At 68.6% G+C, this 18,330-nt stretch carries 9 protein-coding genes and 1 pseudogene; 1 reads left to right on the plus strand and 9 read right to left on the minus strand.

Annotation, left to right across the window (positions count from 1 at the left end):
- Nucleotides 1-270: 270 nt before the first annotated feature.
- A complete protein-coding gene (locus tag NW895_RS28245; protein WP_289939030.1) occupies nt 271-3,186 on the minus strand; it encodes a glycoside hydrolase family 48 protein in 2,916 nt (971 codons plus the stop codon).
- Nucleotides 3,187-4,409: 1,223 nt separating this feature from the next.
- On the opposite strand from NW895_RS28245, the gene NW895_RS28250 reads away from it, so the two are divergent.
- Nucleotides 4,410-6,140, plus strand: a complete 1,731-nt coding sequence (locus NW895_RS28250) for a glycoside hydrolase family 6 protein (protein ID WP_289939031.1) — start codon at nt 4,410-4,412, stop codon at nt 6,138-6,140.
- A gap of 144 nt (nt 6,141-6,284) precedes the next feature.
- On the opposite strand, the pseudogene NW895_RS28255 reads toward NW895_RS28250, so the two are convergent.
- From NW895_RS28255 to NW895_RS28290, 8 genes and pseudogenes are all read right to left on the minus strand, one after another.
- Nucleotides 6,285-6,424 (minus strand): annotated as a pseudogene (locus NW895_RS28255) (IS5/IS1182 family transposase); the annotation flags it as partial.
- Nucleotides 6,425-6,726: 302 nt separating this feature from the next.
- A complete protein-coding gene (locus NW895_RS28260; RefSeq protein WP_289939032.1) occupies nt 6,727-9,921 on the minus strand; it encodes an RICIN domain-containing protein in 3,195 nt (1,064 codons plus the stop codon).
- Between the two features lie 173 nt (nt 9,922-10,094).
- Nucleotides 10,095-11,951: an RICIN domain-containing protein gene (locus tag NW895_RS28265; protein WP_289939033.1), complete on the minus strand. Its 1,857-nt coding sequence runs from the start codon at nt 11,949-11,951 to the stop codon at nt 10,095-10,097.
- A gap of 75 nt (nt 11,952-12,026) precedes the next feature.
- Complete coding sequence (locus NW895_RS28270) at nt 12,027-13,763, minus strand: trehalase family glycosidase (protein ID WP_289939034.1); 1,737 nt, start codon at nt 13,761-13,763, stop codon at nt 12,027-12,029.
- A 52-nt stretch (nt 13,764-13,815) separates the two neighbouring features.
- Entirely contained in the window at nt 13,816-14,640 is an 825-nt protein-coding gene (locus NW895_RS28275) for a carbohydrate ABC transporter permease (protein WP_289939035.1), read from the minus strand.
- Nucleotides 14,637-15,632: a sugar ABC transporter permease gene (locus tag NW895_RS28280; RefSeq protein ID WP_289939037.1), complete on the minus strand. Its 996-nt coding sequence runs from the start codon at nt 15,630-15,632 to the stop codon at nt 14,637-14,639. The genes NW895_RS28275 and NW895_RS28280 overlap by 4 nt, the downstream gene beginning before the upstream one ends.
- Nucleotides 15,633-15,666: 34 nt before the next feature.
- Nucleotides 15,667-16,911: an extracellular solute-binding protein gene (locus NW895_RS28285; RefSeq protein ID WP_289939038.1), complete on the minus strand. Its 1,245-nt coding sequence runs from the start codon at nt 16,909-16,911 to the stop codon at nt 15,667-15,669.
- Between the two features lie 238 nt (nt 16,912-17,149).
- The gene (locus NW895_RS28290; RefSeq protein ID WP_289939039.1) at nt 17,150-18,199 is read right to left on the minus strand and encodes a LacI family DNA-binding transcriptional regulator; all 1,050 of its coding nucleotides are present in this window, start codon (nt 18,197-18,199) and stop codon (nt 17,150-17,152) included.
- Between the last annotated feature and the right edge of the window lie 131 nt (nt 18,200-18,330).

Here is an 18,330-nt window from a genome sequence, read left to right on the forward strand (position 1 = left end):
CACTCAAAATGGGAGCGCTCCCAATTCCTTCTTGAAGGGGGACTCTAGGAGAGGACCATGTACCTGACAAGGCGGCGACCGCAGCCCTCTCGCGTGGATCCCGAAACTGCAGGTCGTTCGCGCGGAGGACAACTCGATGCCAGGCCGACAGGCTCGTTGAGCGGTGGAGAAAACGGGTGGTCACCGGGCGGCCCCCGTGTGGCTGGGGGCCGCCCGGCGGGTGACCCCGTCTCCTTGTGACGGGGTCGCGCACGCGGGCCTCAGCGGGGGCTACTCGAGGAGTTCCGCGTACGATCCCATGGCCAGGGCGATGTCCGCCTGAGCCCAGAACCGGTGGTACGTGAAGGAGGGGGCGGCCCCGCCCTTCAGATAGGCCTCGATCTTCGACCAGGCCGGGTCGCTCTTGTAGAAGGAGCGGATCGAGTCGAACGTGGACGACGAGTTGATCGCGTCGCCGTTCGGCATGGTGCCCGTCCAGCCGCTCGGGATGTAGACACCGTCGTCGAAGCGGTTGTAGTCGGTGCGGGTCTCCGGGACGGCGATGCCCAGGGCGTCCTGGTATTTGGTCCACATCCCGTCCAGCAGCTTCTTCGCCGCGGACGCGGCCTGGGTGTCGCCGGACCGGTCGGCGTAGTACGTCAGGGTCTTGGCGTACGCGGCCGCCACACCGACGTCGTTGGTGTAGTCGGCGACGGTGACGTGAAGTCCGCTGTTGGCACCGGGACTTGACGGGTTCCATGTGTCGGGCTGGCCCGACCACTGGAGTGTCGACGGGATCCGGTAGGTGCCGTCCGGGTTGAACGTGGTCTTGGACAGCGCCCAGTCGACCCACTTGTCGAGGACCGCCTTGGCCTGCGCGTTCCCCGTCTGCTGGTACAGCTCGGCGACCCGCTCCATCGACCACGCCTGGAAGCCGAACCACTGGTTGGACGGCGGGTCGTGGTACACGGGCTTCTCGTCGTAGTACATGCCGTAGAACGTCGACTTCCCGGCCGGCGGTGTCGCGTACCGGCCCGCCCAGCTGTTGGTCGCACCGCCCGCGATCGCGCCCTCGTTCGACTGCAGCCAGCGGTAGAACTCCATCTGCCGCTCCAGCGACTTGGCCCAGTCCGCCTGGCCCGTCGTCGACTTCGGCTTCAGCGGTGCGTAGTTGGCGAGTGCGTAGGCCGCGAGGGGGTTCTGGTAGCCGCTGTGGGAGTGGCTGGAGCCGATGCGCCATGCCCAGCCCGCCGAGGTGTCGGTGGCACCGCCCCAGGCGTAGTACCAGGACAGCAGGTACATCGAGGCGTCCTTGCCGGTGCCGGCCGGGCAGGTGGACGGGCCCACACAGTTGCCGATCTTCTTGAAGTACTTGTCGTACATCGCGTACCGCAGGTAGTCGCCCATCTTCGCGGCCTTGGTCACCGTCGCGGAGACGTCCGAGCCCTTGCCCTGCTGCTTGGCCCAGATGTCGGCCCAGTAGGCGGCCTGCACCGCACGCGCGTCGGCGTCCGGGGCGTTGGTGAACTTCCACTGCTTGGCATAGGAGGCGTCACCGGTGAACAGGTCCAGGTACCCGTTCTTGCCGCCGTACTTGAAGGCGTCACAGGTCGGCTGCGGCACCGTCTCCCACACCGACTCCTGCGCGCCGCGCTGGAAGGTGTTGATGTACGACGGACCGGTGTCCGACGGACCCGCCTCGCACTTGCCCGGCGAGTTGCCGAAGCCGTACACGTTGTCGACGTCCTGCAGCCAGTGCATGCCGTAGACGTCGTCCGTGCCGTAGGCGCTCTTCAGCTCACCGGCGATCGGGTCCGAACCGACCGAGACCCCGGTGTCCAGCTTCGCCGGGTACTCGTTGGGCGTGTCCAGTTCGGGCGCGTAGGTCGCCGGCTTCGAGGCGTTGTAGAAGGAGTTGGTCGGCTGGTCCGCGTGGGTGGGGATCATGTACTTCTCCATGATCTCCCAGGCCCCGTTGAACTTGGACCAGTCGCCCGTGACCTTGCCGTACATCGCCTGGAGCCAGAGAAGGTAGCTGTAGGCCTCCGAGGTGGTCTCGTGACCGTGGTCCGGCGCCTCGACGATCAGCGTCTCCACCGAGTGGTAGGGGATGCCCTCGGGCGAGAAGTAGCCGTTCGCCGGGTTGGTGATCTTCCCGTACAGCTCCAGGAAGCGGGCGTCGTAGTCCTTCGTCGCTCCCAGCTGCGTCACGGTGACCGCGGCCTTCGCGTGCCCGGGGGCCGTCGACTCGAAGGTCGCCGCGCCGGTACCGGAACTGTCGGCGGTGATGGTCACCTTCTGCGCCGTGTTCCAGTTCTGCGGCGTGAAGGTGAGCGAAGCGCCGCCGGTCACCGACAGACCTGAATTGCCGCCCGTCCGGGCCGTGGTGACGGTGACGTTCGAGGACGGCTGCTTCGACAGCTTCACCTCGTAGGTGCCCGTCTTGCCCTGCTGGATACCCAATTGGGTGGGCGTGGCGACCACGGTGGGCCCTGAGGCGACCGTGATGCCCACGGGCGTGGACGACGCGGACGCGCCGAGGCTGTCGTAGGCCTTCGCGACGAGTGAATGACTGCCCACGGTCAAGCTTGAGGTCGAGAGCGAGTACGGCGCCGTGGTGTCCGTGCCCAGCAGTGTGGTGTCGTCGTAGAACTCCACCTTGCTGATCGTGGCGTTGTCCGCGGCCGCGGCGGTGGCCGCGAGCGGCACCGCGTCGCCCTGCGTGTAGACGGCGCCGGCCGCCGGGCTGGTGAGCACGGTGATGGGGGGTTGGTGGGCGCCGGTGCAGCTGGTGCCGTTGATCGCGAAGTTCGTAGGGGCGGCGTTGGTGCCGCTATAGCTGAACTGGGCGCCGGTCGACACGGCGGCGCCGGCGGCGATCCGCCCGTTGTAGCCGGCGTCCTTCACCGTGATCGACTGGCCCGACTGGGACCAGGTGCCGTTCCAGCCGTTGCTGAGCTTCTGGTTGCCCGTGTAGCTGTAGGTCAGGGTCCAGCCGTCGATGACGTCCGTACCGCGGTTGGTGATCGTCAGATCCGCGGTGAAGCCGGAGCCCCAGTCGTTCGTCTTGTAGTCGACACTGCACCGAAGTGCGGCCGCCTGGGCCGGAGCCGAACCCGTGGCCAGCAACGACAGGGGCAGGGCTAAAGCGGTCGCCACGGCGGTCCACACCCGCCGAACGGCTCTGCGTTTGCGTCCGGGATCCATGAACTGGTTCCTCCTAGCGGCTGCGGCTCGGGGAAGGACAAGTCTTGGCCAGTGGGAGCGCTCCCATCATGGAGACGCGGTCGGTGGGGGTCAAGACGCTTGAAGAGTCGAAGGCATAAAACCGTTTAGTTCAAAGAAAGTTACGCCGCCCCTCTGGGCAACCGCGCCACTCGCCGCTACTTTCCTTCGCACCAGTGGGAGCGGTTCCAATCAGGCGACGCGCCGGTCATGACGCGCTCAACTGCAGGAGTCGCTCATGCGACACCCCCCACCTTCGTTACTTTTAGCCGTTGCGGGCGCCGACACGCTCGTCGCCACCACGGTCGTCCCGATGGTCTCGGCCCAGGGAGCGATGCGTCCCTGGCCGAGGGAGCACATCGTCCACGGTCAGTGGGGCAACGGCTTCCACGGATCAGCGCAAAGCACCGACAAGTCCGCCGCGTCGCACAGTCGGACACCGCCGTTCGACTTTCGCCGACGGTCGCGAGCTCACCCAGGACCGGAACACCGCCTGGTCCCGGTCCGGCACGACGGTGCCCGCCACGACCGAGGGGTCCGAGCCGACCGGCAGCCAGGAGCGTCGACTCGGCCTGTCCGAGATCAAGCCGGATCACGCGAGATCGTGGTCCTTGCCGACCCGTTCAGTGAGCTGTGCCCGGACCGTACGACCTGCGGTGTCGCGGACGTGCGGAAGTACCGGCGGCACGGTGACACGGCGGTGTCCGCCCAGAGGTCTCGTGCGAGGTCGCCGGCACTGACGTGGTGGACGCTTATGTGCACTCCACCAGAGCGAAGAACGTGATGCTGGCGGGTGGACCGGCATACCCCAGCAACCTCGATCTGTGGCTACTGCACGAGCCCACCGACCCGGCGGGCAAGCCGGTCGCCCCCGGCGCGTCCACAACAGCAACACCTGCTCCGACATCTGCACCGACGAGAGCCGGCGGCCGGCCACGCTCGCTCCCATCGCCGCGCACGTGCCTTTGGTGGCGCGAGAGATCAGTGCGCGTACCTCCTCGCACGGCTTCACCGACAAGGTCATGAGTGGTCCGGCGCCCGCAATCCGTCCCACCTGGGATGGAGCGGGCACCCGGCACCGCTCCTCCGCCCCGTCCCCGGTCTCGAACCACGACGCCACGCCCACCTGCACAGCATCGGACCGCGCAACCCTCTGCGCAGCCGTGATCAGTAGAAGAATGTCGAAGGAGAAGGAACCCACACTCATGAGTCGCACCAGGACCTCACTGCTCGCCGCCCTCGCGCTGCTCACCGGAAGCTCAGGGGCTGCGCTTCTCACGGCACCGGCCGGTGCCGCCACCGCCTCCGTACCCTGCACGGTGGACTACAAGGTGCAGAACCAGTGGGACACCGGCTTCACGGCTGCCGTCACCCTCACCAACAACGCGGCTGCCAAGTCGGGTTGGTCGGTGAAGTGGTCGTACGCGGGCAACCAGAAGATCACCAACTTCTGGAACTCGAAGATCAGCCAGAGTGGCGCCGCCGTCACCGCCAACAACGAGAGCTACAACGGCACGCTCGCCACCGGCGGTTCGGTCAGCTTCGGCTTCCAGGGCACCTACAGCGGCACCAACGCCATCCCGGCCACGTTCACCCTCGACGGCGTGACCTGCAACGTCGACGGCGGCCCGACGGACCCCGGCCCGACCGACCCGGGCCCGACGGACCCCGGCCCGACCGGGCCCAAGGCAGGCAACCCGTACTCCGGCGCCAAGGTCTATGTGAACCCGGAGTGGTCCGCGAAGGCCGCCGCAGAACCGGGCGGCAGCCGTATCTCCAACCAGCCCACCGCGGTCTGGCTGGACCGGATCGCCGCGATCAACGGTGTGAACGGCGGCATGGGGCTGCGGGCGCACCTCGACGAGGCGCTGAAGCAGAAGGGCAGCGGCGAACTCGTCGTCCAGCTGGTCATCTACGACCTGCCCGGCCGTGACTGCGCCGCCCTCGCCTCCAACGGTGAACTCGGACCGAACGACCTCGACAAGTACAAGAGCCAGTACATCGACCCGATCGTCTCGATCCTCGCCGACCCCAAGTACGCGGGCCTGCGGATCGCCACGGTCATCGAGCCCGACTCATTGCCCAACCTGGTCACCAACGCCGGCGGCACCCCCACCACCACCGACGCGTGCGTGGCCATGAAGAGCAACGGCAACTACGAAAAGGGCGTTTCCTACGCCCTCGACAAGCTCGGCGCCCTCGCGAACGTCTACAACTACGTCGACGCCGGGCACCACGGCTGGCTCGGCTGGGACAGCAACCTCGGCCCGTCGGTGCAGGAGTTCTACAAGGTCGCCACGACCAACGGCGCGAGCGTGAAGGACGTCGCCGGGTTCATCGTCAACACCGCCAACTACAGCCCGGTCAAGGAGCCGAACTTCAAGGTCACCGACAGCGTCAACGGGCAGACCGTGCGCCAGTCGAAGTGGGTCGACTGGAACCAGTACGTGGACGAGCAGTCCTTCGCCCAGGCGCTGCGTGACAAGCTCGTCGCGGCCGGCTTCGAGTCCGGCCTCGGCATGCTCATCGACACCTCCCGCAACGGCTGGGGCGGCACCGCCCGGCCCACCGGCCCCGGACCGATGACCTCCGTGGACGACTACGTCAACGGCAGCCGCATCGACCGGCGCATCCACGCCGGCAACTGGTGCAACCAGAGCGGCGCCGGCCTCGGCGAACGGCCCACCGCGGCACCGGCCGCCGGCATCGACGCCTACGTGTGGGTCAAGCCGCCGGGGGAGTCCGACGGCTCCAGCAGCGCCATCCCCAACGACGAGGGCAAGGGCTTCGACCGCATGTGCGACCCGACCTACGGCGGCAACCCCCGCAACGGCAACAACCCCACGGGGTCACTGCCGAACGCGCCCGTGGCGGGACACTGGTTCTCCGCCCAGTTCAGGCAGCTGATGCAGAACGCCTACCCGCCGCTTCCGTAACCCCTTGACGCGGTGAGCGTCCGCCGGTGGCCAGCCCTCCCTGAGGGCCGGGCACCGGCGGATCGCGTCCGTATCGGCAGCGCGGCTGCCGGGCAGCCGGGTGCCGGCCGTGGAGTCCTGGACACTGGCCGCCGTGACCAGGGCGGCCGGCAGCAGACCGAGTGCGTCGGTCACGATGCTGCGCTTGCGGCCCACGATCTTCTTGCCCGCACCGTGCCCTGACTCGCGGCGGGGACGCTGATGGAGGTCTTCACGCTCCGCGCGTCGATCACGCAGGCCGACGGCTGTGCCGGTCGGTGTCGGCGGTCAGGGAGCGGATGGCAATCGGAACTACTCGTCCAGCGGTATGACCACTTCCGCCAGGCGCCCACCCGCGTCCCGGCCGGTCCGGTCGCCGACTTCACGGCTGCGAGGTGCTCCTGGAGCCCATGCGCCGGGACCGCTTCGGCCGGTGGGCCTGCGGCGGCGACATCGCCTTACCGGCTCGATGCCCTCGACGCGGTGCTGCGTGTGAACGGCAGCGGCCCGCCGGACTGCGCCGGCGGGCCGCTGCCCGGTCAGGTGTCGTTGGTGGCTGAGGGCCGGGTCAGTCCTTGCCGGTGAGCCTCCAGATCTGGTTCTTCTTGGTGGTCAGGGCGCTCGCCGCGTCGCAGGTCCACTGGTGGACGAGGGCGCCGGGTGCGGTGGAGATGGTGCTGACGTCGACGCACTTGCCGCTGTGCACGGCGACCAGCTGGTAGTCGTGGCTGTTGCCCAGCGCGGTCACCGGTCGGAGCGTGAAGCGCTGGTTGGGGCCGTTGAGGCAGGTCCACTGCTGGACCGCCGCGCCGTCGGCCGTGGAGAGCTGGCTGATGTCCAGGCACTTGCCGCTGAAGTGGTTGACGACGGTGTAGGTGTCGGTCGTGCCGGAGACGCGGTGGAAGTCGAAGACCTGCTCCTCTCCGCTTCCACAGGTGTTCTGCCGGTACTGGGTGCCGTTGCCGGTGGACTGGCCGGGGTTCTCCAGGCAGAGCCCGCTGTGCTGGGCGACGGCCGTGGAGGAGAAGCCGGCCGCGGCGCCGATGTGCAGGCTCGCGGGTGCGAAGGAGACCTGGTCGAGGTGGGGCGCGGAGCTGGACCGCATGGGCTGTCCGATGTCGCTGCCGCCGCCGGAGTAGACCACGCCGATGGTGGTGCCGTCCCAGTTGTAGAGCTGTGAGGCGGTGAACTTGACGGTGTTGGCGCCCTTGGTGAGGGTCACGGGGACCGTGTAGTTCTGGAACTGGTTCCAGTGCAGGGTGCTGGCGAAGTTGACGCGGGTGGCGGAGCCGCCGTTGACGCTGACGTCGGCGTGCTCGGCGTACAGGTCGGGGTTGTAGTGGTTGGAGGGCAGTTCCTCGGCGTTGGCGAAGCGCATGGTCATGGCGTAGGTGCCGGCCGTGGGCGCGTTGACGTTGAGGGTGAGGGAGTTGGCGGTTCCGTTGCCGATGCCCTTGACGACGCCGCCCTTGGCCTGGCTGTAGCTGTTGTCCACGGCAGCGGTGCCGGTGAGGGTGCCGTTCTCGGCCTGGTAGGTGACGACGTTGCCGGTGGTGACCGGGTCGGTGGCGCTGAACGGGTTGACGGCCAGGTTGTCCAGGGCGAGGGTGCCGCTGGTGCCGGTCACCTTGACCTTGTTGATGCCGCCGTTCAGGAAGACCCGGTTGGTGGAGGTGTACCAGGCGTCGGTCGTCGCACCGGAGAGGGTCTGGTCGTTGACGGTCCTGCCGTTGACGGTGAGGGAGGCCTGACCGGTGTTGCGGAAGCGGGCGGTCAGGTCCGCGTAGCCGTCCCGCTCGGAGTAGACCCAGAATGTGGCGGACTTGCCGGAGGTGAGGTTCACCGCGCCGGCGCCGGACTGGCCCTGGGAGGTGTAGGTGGCGGTGCCGCTGTCGGAGAGGTTCGCCTGCTCGGCCTCGTAGAGCGTGGTGCCCTGGACGTCGGGGTCCTTGTACTGGAGGTCGATCTTGTCGATGATGGCGTCGCCGACGGTCGTGGCGCCGTTGTCGCCCGTGGTGGCCAGGGTGATGGTGTGGCTGCCCGCGGTGAGGTGCACGGTGGCGTCATCGTGTCCCCATACCACCCACTGGAAGCCCACCGGTATGTCGACCCTGGTGGAGGCGCCGCCGTCGACCCGTGCGTAGATGTTCGTCGGGCCCTTGACGTCCGGGTCCTTGGCGTAGCTGTTGCCGAACACCGACAGCTTGTAGTCGCCGGTGGTGGGCACGGAGACGGGGAAGGAGATCACCGTGCTGGAGCCGGTGCGCAGTCCGCCCACGTCCTTGGTGCCGGAGGTGGCGAACTTGTCGACGCTGCCGGTGGTGCCCTCGGTGTTGATGTTGTAGCCGGTGCCGCTGAGCGTGGCGTTCTCGGCCTCGTACGTGCCCGTCCAGGTGCTGTCGGAGGCGGTGGTGCTGCCGGTGCCGCCCGGGGAGACGATCACCTCGTACGCCGACATGCGGTCAAGGGTGATGGGGAGCGTGATCGAGCCGTCGGAGCCCACGGCGACGTCCGCGTCGGAGAGCCGGGTCGGGGTGGCCGCCGCGCCGAGGTAGCCGCTGTAGCGGTCCTGGAACACGCTGACGTGCACGGTGCTGCCGAAGACCGCGGGGTCGATGTTCTTGATGACGGTGCTGGAGTCACCGCTGGTGCCGCCCCCGGCGAGGATGACGCGGGCCTGCTTCTTGGCCGTGTCCAGGCTGGCCAGGCCCTGGAGGGTGTACGCGGCGTTGGCCCCGGCGCTGCTGGTGACCTTGACGGTGTTGCCGCTCATGGAGCTGTACCAGTTGTACAGCCACCACTGTGCGTTGGGCGTGTTCTGGGCCGCAGCGGAGTCGCCGAGGTTGCCGTTGATGTTCCAGTACGGCAGGTTGCCGTCGACCTTCTCGTCCTCGATGGCCGCGATCCACTGGACCATCTGGCCGGGGTCGGTCAGGTGGTACCGGTGGGCGTACTCATTGAGGTTGACGGGGATCGGGGAGGTGATCCCCGCGGCGGTCTCCACCGCGCGGTAGGCGTCGACGGTGCTGCGGACGCCCGCCGGGCTGCCCAGGGTGTGCCAGGTCACCACGTCGGGCAGACAGTTGTTGGCCTTGCAGAACTTGAGGAAGCCGCTGAAGGAGAAGTCGGTGTAGCCGGCGGAGTTGGGACCCGCCAGTCGTGCCTGGGGCCAGATGCCCTTGATGAAGTTGTAGGTCTGGAGCCACTCGGCGTTGAAGTTGGCCAGCGCGGTGGCGTTGCTGCCCATGCCCTTGAACCAGTTCAGGTCGGGCTCGTTGTAGGGGATGAAGACGATGTGGCTCGCGTACGGGCTGGCCTTCGCCTGCTCGACCTGCGTCTTCATGGTCGCCTGGTAGGCCGAGTAGCTGGTCCGCTCGTAGTTGGCGCGGTACACGTCCGTCATGTAGATGAAGACGTCCCCGCCGCCGCTGTCCACGAAGGGCTTGGCGATCTCCAGAGCGTCCGAGCCGGGGTGCTGTTGGCCGTCCTGGTACTTGGTGTTGGTGGTCTTCAGCCCCATCCCCTCGATGAGGTTGTTGGTCGGCACCTCGGGGCCGTACAGGCCGTACAGGGCGCCCGAGGCACCGCCGCGGAAGGCTCCGGTGCTGTTGCCCAGGTCGACGGTGAGGGTGGGGGTGGCTGCGGAGGCCGGAGTCGCCGTCACGGCGGTGACTCCGGCGACGAGGCTCAGGGGGAGCAGCGTCGACGCGACGCCGCGCAGGAGGCGGCTGGCGGTCGAGCGTCTTTGCCCGATTGCTGGCATGTGCTTACGTCCCTTCAGGGATGGGGCTGTTTCCTGTGCCGGCCCCCGTGCCGGACGTGTGGGTGGGCTGTCGTCCGCGGTGACTGCCGTGTGGTGACGGTGGCGACTGTCCCGCCGCCGCTCGACGACGGGGGCTGCCGGGTGTGACGGGAGCCCCCGTGCTCGAGGCCGGGTCAGCCCATGCCCTGGAGCCGCCAGATCTGGTTCTTCTTGTTGGCCAGCGTGCTCGCCGGGTCGCAGGTCCACTGGTGGATCTTCGCGCCGGGTGCGGTCGAGATGTTGCTGACGTCGACGCACTTGCCGCTGTGCACGGCTACCAGCTGGTAGTCCTTGCTGTTGCCCAGCGCGGTGACCGGCTTGAGGGTGAATTGCTGGTTGGGCTGGCTGTTGCAGGTGTACTGGATGATGGCCGCGTCGTCGGCCGTGGACCCACCGGCGACGTCGAGGCACTTGCCGCTGAGCTCGTTGACCACGGTGTACGTATTTGCCTTGCCGCTCACCGGCTTGAAGTCCAGCATCTGCTGGTAGCCGCCCTCGCAGTAGTACTGCTGGTACTGCGTGCCGTCGGCCGTGGAGAGGTTGGTGTCGTCCAGGCACTGACCGCTGTTCTCGCTGACGGCGACGGTGGAGACCGTGGTGTTGGACGGCGGGAGCAGGGTCACGGTGTAAGCGTCGGACGCGTTCGTCCACGGCACGGTGAGGGAGGCCGCGTTGCTGCTCACGGTCAGGGTCTGGTCGGACACGGTGACCGGGCCGGTCACCGCGCCGCCGCCGTTGGCGGAGATGCGCTGCAGGACGGCGCGTACCTGGCCGTTCTCCACCACGGAGGTGGTGTCGAGCCGGTTCAGGTTGACGGTGACGTTGCCGGTGTTGCCGTTGCTGCCCAGCAGGATCTTCGCGTTGCGCGCGGAGTTGTCCTTCGTCGCCAGCCCGTCGGTGCCGGTGCCCTGGATGAACTTGACGATGTTGCCGGTCTGGGAGCCGTAGTAGCGGTACAGGAACCACTCGCCCAGCGGCAGGTACTGGCCCGCGCTGTTCTTGGTGAGCAAGTTCGCCTCACCGTCGTGCAGGCCGCTGCCCATGGCCCAGTTGGCACGCAGACCGTCGGCTCCGGCGCGCTCCAGGCGGGAGATGTACCAGGCGCCGCGGCCCGGGGTCTGCTCGTTGTTGTTGGCGTACTCGTTGATCTGGAAGGGACGGCTGGTGGCCATGGACCGGGCCGCCAGCTTGGAGTTGACCGCGCTCGCGTCGGAGACCGGGTCGCCGGGGAGGGTGTGCCAGCTGTAGATGTCCGGTGCGACGTTGTTGGCCTTGACGTAGTCGAGGTAGGTGTTCCACCAGTTGGAGGCGTTCCCGCCGGGGCTCTGATACGTGCTGGGCCCGACGATCAAGGCGTTCGGCAGGGCGGCCCGGACCTTCTGGTAGAAGCGCTTCCACATCTCCAGGTACTGGCTCTGCGACCGTCCCCAGAACGGAGGGTTGTCCGGCTCGTTCCACAGGTCCCATTCGACCGTCATGTTGTTGGCCTTGACGTCCCCGACGAGCTGGTCGACGAAGGCGTCGAACTTCGTCCAGTCGCCGTTGTCACCAGGCCAGGCCTGGCTCGTCGTGCTGTCTGCGCCCCACAGGTCGTGCGGAAGGATGACGAAGGTGCCACCGAGGGCGGCGGTCCGCCGGTACTGGGCGAGGGTCGAGTTCCAGCGGGTCTGGTAGGCGGCCAGGCTGGTGCCGTAGCCGCCGCTGTTCAGCTGGGCACCGCCCGCCCGCATCAGGTGCCACTTGAGGTCCTTGTAGAAGTGGTCCTGCGGCAGCGACCCGTCGGGGGTCATCCCGTAGATGGTGCCCGAGGCGTGGTACGTCGGGGCGCCGCCGGTGGCGGAGAAGTCGACGGTGACGCCGGTGTCCGCGGCCTGTGACGAGGCGGCGGGCACCAGGGTCGAGGCCAGAGTGGCCAGGAGGACGGACGCGGACGCGACGGCTCGGCGTCTGGGACGGGTTGCGGCTCCGGTGAGGGTGGTGAGCGGTCTCATTGCGCGGCTCCTGGGAGGGAAGGAAGTGAAACAACCGGGGTCTGAACGACCTCGGGGCTTGCGTGAGGCAGCCGGTCAGCGGCTGTCTCTGTGCGCGTGCGCCTCGGCGAGGAGGAGGTAGGCGGCGGCGGTCCAGGTGTAGGCGCGGTCGCGCAGGCCCGTTCCGGTGAGGGCGTCGAAGTTCTCGGCGAAGCCGTGGGTCTCGCACAGGGCGCGGAAGCGGGCGCTGATCTCGTCGGCGAGGCGGTGGTGGCCGGCGCGGCGCAGGCCGTCCTCGATGAGGACGGTGGCGGGGGCCCAGATCGGGCCGCGCCAGTAGCCGTCAGCGAGGTAGTGGGGTGAGGTGGGCAGTTCGGTGGCCAGTCCGTACGGGGTCAGGTGGGCCTCGATCCGGGCCGCCAGGGTCTTGCCGATGCCCTCGGGCAGGTGCTCGCCCAGCGCCATCGGCATCAGGTCCAGCAGGCTGGAGCTGTCCCAGGTCGCGCCGCTGTCGACGCCGCGGGCCACGAACCGCTCTCCCGTCCACAGCTCGTCGAGCATCGCGGCCTGGGTCGCCTCGGCGGCGCGGGTCCAGCGCCGGGCCTCGTCGGGCAGGTCGAGCTCGCCGGCCAGGCGGGCGAGTTCGTGGAGCTGGAGGACGAGGAAGGCGGCCAGGTCGGCGGAGACGATCACGCGCTCCGGGTCGAAGGTGGTGGCGTTGTCCCAGCCGCTGTCGTTGCCGTGCTGGTAGTGGGGCAGGGCGGCGCCCGGTGCGCGGCGGGCGGTGAGCCAGAACTCCGTCCACCGTGCCAGCCTGCGGTAGGTCCTGGTGAGTTCCGTCCGGCTGAGGGGCTCGGAAAGCCGTTGACGCAGGTGGGACAGGGTCCAGCCGTGGATGGGCGGCTTGACGAAGTTGTAGAGGACCTCGGAGTGGGTCACCGAGTCGGGCAGGGCGCCGGTCTCGTCCTGGTGGTCGAAGGGCAGGGAGAACTGGTCCCAGGCGAGCGCCGGGGCTCCGGGCGCCAGGGCGAGGGCGTTGAAGCAGTGGTCCCAGCTCCAGACCTTGTCCATCCAGTGCTTGGACATCAGCACCGCGGGCCGGGTGACCAGGCCCGCCGGGCGGACCGTCGCCGACCACAGGACGTACGCGGCGAGCTCGGCGGCCGGGGTGTCCGACGAGCGCCACGGGGCCACCGCGTCGGCGAACGCGGCGAACGATCCCCGCGCGGCCTCGCCGACCTCGTCGAACTTCGCCGACGCGCGGTAAGGCAGTCGCGCACTGTCGTACTCCTCGACCGCCACCTCCCACGAACCCTCGGCCCCGGCGGTGACCGTGAGACCGCGGTCACCCGCACCGAGGCCCTGGACGTCGGACACCTCGGCCACCGTGCCGGACAGCACCGTGACCCGGTAGCGGCGGCCGGTCTCGTAGGAGGTGAACGTGTGGGCGTCGTCCACCGGGTCCCGGTAGAAGTAGGTGCCCGTGAACGGGGTCAGGACCTCCGCCGCCGCGGTGACGCGCAGGCCCAGCCCTGTGCCGCGCACACGGACGGTGTCCGGCGACTCGTAGGCGAGGTCGATGCGGCCGTCCGCTGCCGTCCAGCTGAGCAGCGTCGGTGTCGCCCGCACGGCGGTCTTGGCCCGTTCGCCCGTCGCCGTGTCCAGGGGGACGAGGCGCAGGACGGCGTGCATGCCGTTCTGGTGGGAGACGAGGTGGAGGTCCTCGGCGCGCGTCTTCTCCGCGAGCACGGGGGAGATGCCGAACCAGGAGCCGTGCGTGCTGAACGGGATGTCATGGATGGAGAAAGCCGGGCCGGATCGGGCGGCGGTCATGTGGCGTGACTCGTTTCTTCAGCAGGGGTGACCGACGGAGGTCGTGCGGTGGTCAGTCCTTGACGGCTCCGGCCGTCACGCCGGCGGCGACATAGCGCTGGGCGAGGACGAGGATCACCGTGGCGGGCAGCGAGGCCACGACTGCGGTGGCCATGATGGCGTTCCACTCCTGGTTGTTGTTGCCGATGTAGTGGTAAATGCCGAGGGTGATCGGCTCATGGGCGCCGCCGTTGGCCAGGGTGCTGGCGAAGACGAAGTCGGACCAGGACCACAGGAACGCGAACAGCGACACGGTGACGATCGAGTTGCGGCTCATCGGCAGCACGATCGACCAGAACGTGCGCAGGGCGCCTGCTCCGTCCATCTGCGCGGCCTGGAGCAGTTCGCCGGGGATGCCGGACATGAACGCGGTGAAGATCAGGACCGCGAAGGGGACGGCCAGGGTGGAGTCGGCGACGATCAGGCCGGGCACGGACTGGAGCAGCCCGAGTTGCAGGTAGATGGCGTAGAAGCCCATCGCCATGATGATGCCGGGGATCATCTGGGCCACCAGGAACAGGAAGCCGAGGACTCCCCGGCCGCGGGGGCGCAGCTTGGCCAGCGCGTATCCGGCGGGCGCTGCCAGCGCCACGGTGAGCACGACGGTGCCCAGGCCGATGACGAGGCTGGTGCCGAGGTAGGGCAACTGCTCGTCGAGGACGGTGCGGTAGCCGGCCAGCGTGCCGTGGAGCGGCAGGAGGTCCGGCGGACTCTTGCGCATGTCCTGGTCGCGGGTGAGGGAGACGTTGAGCATCCAGTAGACGGGGAAGAGCATGACCGCCGTCAGCAGCAGACCGACGGCCGTCTTCCACCACGTGCGGCTTGAGCCCCGGTTCATGACAGTGCCTGCTTTCGCTGGACTCTCAGGTACACCAGGCCGAAGACCAGGGCGGCGACCACCAGCAGGTTGCCGACGGCCGCGCCGGGGCCGAAGGCGGGCAGCAGGTTGCCGAAGCCGAGCTGGTAGGACCAGGTGGCGAAGGTGGTGGACGATTCCGCCGGGCCGCCCTTGGTCATGATCCAGATGATGTCGAAGACCTTGAGCGTGTAGACCAGCCCGAGGAGCAGGGTGATCGCGGACACCGGGCGCAGCAGCGGGAAGGTGATGCGGCAAAAGCGCTGCCAGGCGTTGGCCCCGTCCAGGGCGGCCGCCTCGTACAAACTGGCGGGGATGGACTGCAGGCCGCTGTAGAGCACGACCAGGTTGAACGGGACGCCGATCCAGATGTTGGCGATGATCACCGAGGTGAGCGACCAGTCCGGCGAGGTCAGCCAGTTGACCGGACCGATGCCCACGGCGTGCAGAGCCGCGTTGACGATGCCGGAGTCGCTGTTGAGCATCCACGACCAGGTGGAGGCCGACACGATCAGCGGCAGCAGCCACGGTACGAGGAACAGGGCGCGCAGGGTCGCCGAGAGCCGGAAGTGCTGGTTGAAGAAGACCGCGAGGGCCAGGCCGATGGCGTACTGGAAGACCAGGCTCACGGCGGTGAAGACGACGGTGTGGGTCAGGGCCGGACCGAACGTCGGGTCGTCGAAGACCGTCCGGTAGTTCGCGAGACCGGTGAACGGCGCGTTGCCCTGGACGAAGGAGCGGACGGTGTAATTGCGCAGGCTCAGATCGAGGTTGCGGTAGAGCGGATAGGCGTAGAAGAGGGCGAGGTAGAGGACGACCGGGGTGAGGAACCCCCAGGCCGCCCACTGCTGGGAGGTGGGACGGCGGCGGTGTCGGCGTGCGGTGGTGGCCGGGGGCGGGGCGGCGGTGGTGGCCGCCGCCCCGTTCCGGTCACGCACCGGCCGGTGGGCCGGCGGGCGTGTCGTGCGATTCATCAGAAGAAGTCCTCGGACGCGGTTGCCTGACGCCTTACTTGACGGCGGCCTGTGCCTCGGTGAACGCGTCCTTGGGCGCCTTGGAGCCGCTGAGGGCGGACTGGACGGCCTTCCACATCTGCTCGGAGATCTTGGGGTACTTGGTGCCCAGGTCGTCACTGGTGCGTCCCTTGGCCGCCTTGACCGCCTCGACCCACGGCTTCAGCTCGGCGTTCGCCGCCACCTGCTTGTCCTGGACCTCACTGGTGGGAGCCACGTACGACAGGGTGGTGTCGGTGTCGTACAGGTTCTCCGTGCTGGTCAGGCAGGACACCAGCTTCTGGGTGGTGGCGTAGCGGCCGGCGTCGCTCTGCACCGGGACGGTGACGAACTCGCCGCCGGTCGGTGCGGCGGCGTTGCCTCCGCCGGAGGCGGGGATGGGCAGGACGCCGTACTCGAAGCCCGCCTTCTCGGCATTGGCGAGCTGCCAGGTGCCGTTCTCCGCGAAGGCGTAGTCACCGCCGGCGAACTCCTGCCAGCTGGTGGTCTGGGTGTTGTTGATGACGGAGTTGGGGGCGTAGCCCTTCTTCAGCCAGTCGGTCCACAGCTTCAGCGCGGACACGCCCTCGGGCGAGTCGAGCTGGGTCAGCTTGGCGCCCGAGCCCCAGAACCACGGCAGGAACTGGAAACTGCCCTCCTCGGTCCCGATGCCGGAGAACGTGATGCCCTTCTTGCCCGCCTTCTTCACCTTCGCCAGCGCCGCCGTCAGCGACTTCCAGTCCGTGACCGAGGAGATGTCCACCCCGGCCTCCTTCAGCACCTTCTTGTTGTAGTACAGCGCGAGCGTGTTGGCGCCGATCGGCGTGCCGTACGTCTTGCCGCCCGACTGGCCGGCCGCGAGCAGGTTGGGGTCGACCTTGGAGGTGTCCAGCTTGTTGTCGTCGGTCGTGGTGAGGACGCCTGCCTCGGCCAGGGTGGACACCACTGGGTTGTCGACGATGAGGACGTCGGCGGAGTTGCGCTGCTGCGCCGCGAGCAGCGCCTTGTTCGCCAGGTCGCTGGTGTCGAAGGCGGTCCGCTTGATCTTCACGCCGGCCTTGGTGCCGCAGGCGTCCAGCAGCTTCGCCCAGGCGGAGCTCTTGTCGAACTGCGGGTACGGGTCCCAGATCGTGTAAGCGCCGCCGTCCGCGTCCTTGGCGGCACCGGTGCTGCCCGAGCCGGAGGAGCAGGCGGTGCCGACGACGGCGACGACGGTCGTCAGCGCGGCGGCGAGGAGACGGCGGCTGGTGGTTCTACGCATGGCGGGTTCCTTGGTTCCAGGCACAGCTGTGCCGTGAGAGGGGCGAAAGAGAGGCATACGGGCACACCGAACGGCCAGGTCAGGGGTGCCGGGGCCCGGTGGCCGGTGCAGAGAGGGGGGAACGGGAAGACCCGTGGTCTGCGGTCGCGGTTCAAGGGGTGCGGTGCTGGGAGTACCGGCCCGGGAAGTGCCGGCGGACCTTGCAACTACGCAGGGTGCTGCTCAGGGAAGGAGCGGTTCAGGACGGGTTGATCGTTGTCGGGGCAGTGACGGAGGGGGTGCCGCCGGCGGGGCCGGTGCTGGCCCGCAGGGAGATCGGCGGGGCGAGGAGATGGTGGCGGGGCGGCGCGTCGGGATGGTCGAGCCGTTCGACGAGCAGGTCGACGGCACGTCGGCCCATCTCCTCCGCGGGGACGTCCGCCGCGGTGAGCTGCGGGGTCACCGTCTGAGCCCACCGGGACGCCACGACTCCGGTGACGGAGAAGTCGCGCGGCACATGACGGCCCGCGTGGGCGAGCCCTCGGTACAGGCCGCCCAGGGCGGCCTCGTTGAGCGTGACGAGGGCCGTGGTGGCCGGGTCGTCGTGCAGGATCCGCTCCACGCAGGCCTGGCCCGACGCGGCATCGTCCCCGCAGCAGTACGTCCGCACCGTCAGCCCGCGCTCGGCGGCCGCCTTGGTGAAACCGTCCAGCCCCCGGTGCGCGGACTCGTACCCAGCCCGCAGCAACTGCTCGGGCCGGTTGACGAAGGCGATCCGGCGGTGGCCGAGGTCCGCGAGGTGGTGGACGCAGGCCGCGGCCAGCGCGGTGTGGTCCAGGCCCACCCACCAGCCGCCTTCCGGATGTGCCGTGCGGCCGATGGCGATGGAGGGGAAGTCCAGGGCGGCCAGGTGATCGACCCGGTCGTCCTCCAGCCTGATCTCCATCAGGATCGCCCCGTCCACCCGCCGCTCCCCCAGCAGCCGCTGGAAGGAGCGGTCGCTGTCCACACCGCTCGGCGACAGCAGCACGTCGTAGTCATGAGCCGCCGCGGCCTCCACGACACTGCCGATGAAGTCGAGCTGCATCCCGGTGTAGTGGTTTCCGGCCGGCGGGAAGACCAGACCGATGGTGCTGGTCCGGCCGTTGGCGAGAGCGCGGGCGCTCGCGTTGGGCCGGTATCCGAGGTCGTCGATGACCCGCTGGATCTTTTCGCGGGTCTCGTCCGACACCGGACGCTTGCCGCTCAACGCGTACGACACGGTGCTCCGCGAGACACCGGCCCGCTTGGCGATCTCGCCGATGTTCATGGCGACTCCTTACTCGAACCGCTTCCCTCCGTCACCGGAGCGGTGCTGCGGTCTGACCGGCATTCACCGGTCATCGAACCGGTTCGGTGAAGCGAAGATAGGAACGCCACAAGGCACTGTCAACGCCTGCG

Source organism: Streptomyces sp. S.PNR 29 (assembly GCF_030386795.1).
GTDB lineage: Bacteria > Actinomycetota > Actinomycetes > Streptomycetales > Streptomycetaceae > Streptomyces.

What these genes read in the sequence shown, in the direction of transcription:
- NW895_RS28245 (WP_289939030.1), bottom strand. Translation starts at nt 3,186, where the DNA reads ATGGATCCCGGACGCAAACGCAGAGCCGTTCGGCGGGTGTGGACCGCC.
- NW895_RS28250 (WP_289939031.1), top strand. Translation starts at nt 4,410, where the DNA reads ATGAGTCGCACCAGGACCTCACTGCTCGCCGCCCTCGCGCTGCTCACC.
- NW895_RS28260 (WP_289939032.1), bottom strand. Translation starts at nt 9,921, where the DNA reads ATGCCAGCAATCGGGCAAAGACGCTCGACCGCCAGCCGCCTCCTGCGC.
- NW895_RS28265 (WP_289939033.1), bottom strand. Translation starts at nt 11,951, where the DNA reads ATGAGACCGCTCACCACCCTCACCGGAGCCGCAACCCGTCCCAGACGC.
- NW895_RS28270 (WP_289939034.1), bottom strand. Translation starts at nt 13,763, where the DNA reads ATGACCGCCGCCCGATCCGGCCCGGCTTTCTCCATCCATGACATCCCG.
- NW895_RS28275 (WP_289939035.1), bottom strand. Translation starts at nt 14,640, where the DNA reads ATGAACCGGGGCTCAAGCCGCACGTGGTGGAAGACGGCCGTCGGTCTG.
- NW895_RS28280 (WP_289939037.1), bottom strand. Translation starts at nt 15,632, where the DNA reads ATGAATCGCACGACACGCCCGCCGGCCCACCGGCCGGTGCGTGACCGG.
- NW895_RS28285 (WP_289939038.1), bottom strand. Translation starts at nt 16,911, where the DNA reads ATGCGTAGAACCACCAGCCGCCGTCTCCTCGCCGCCGCGCTGACGACC.
- NW895_RS28290 (WP_289939039.1), bottom strand. Translation starts at nt 18,199, where the DNA reads ATGAACATCGGCGAGATCGCCAAGCGGGCCGGTGTCTCGCGGAGCACC.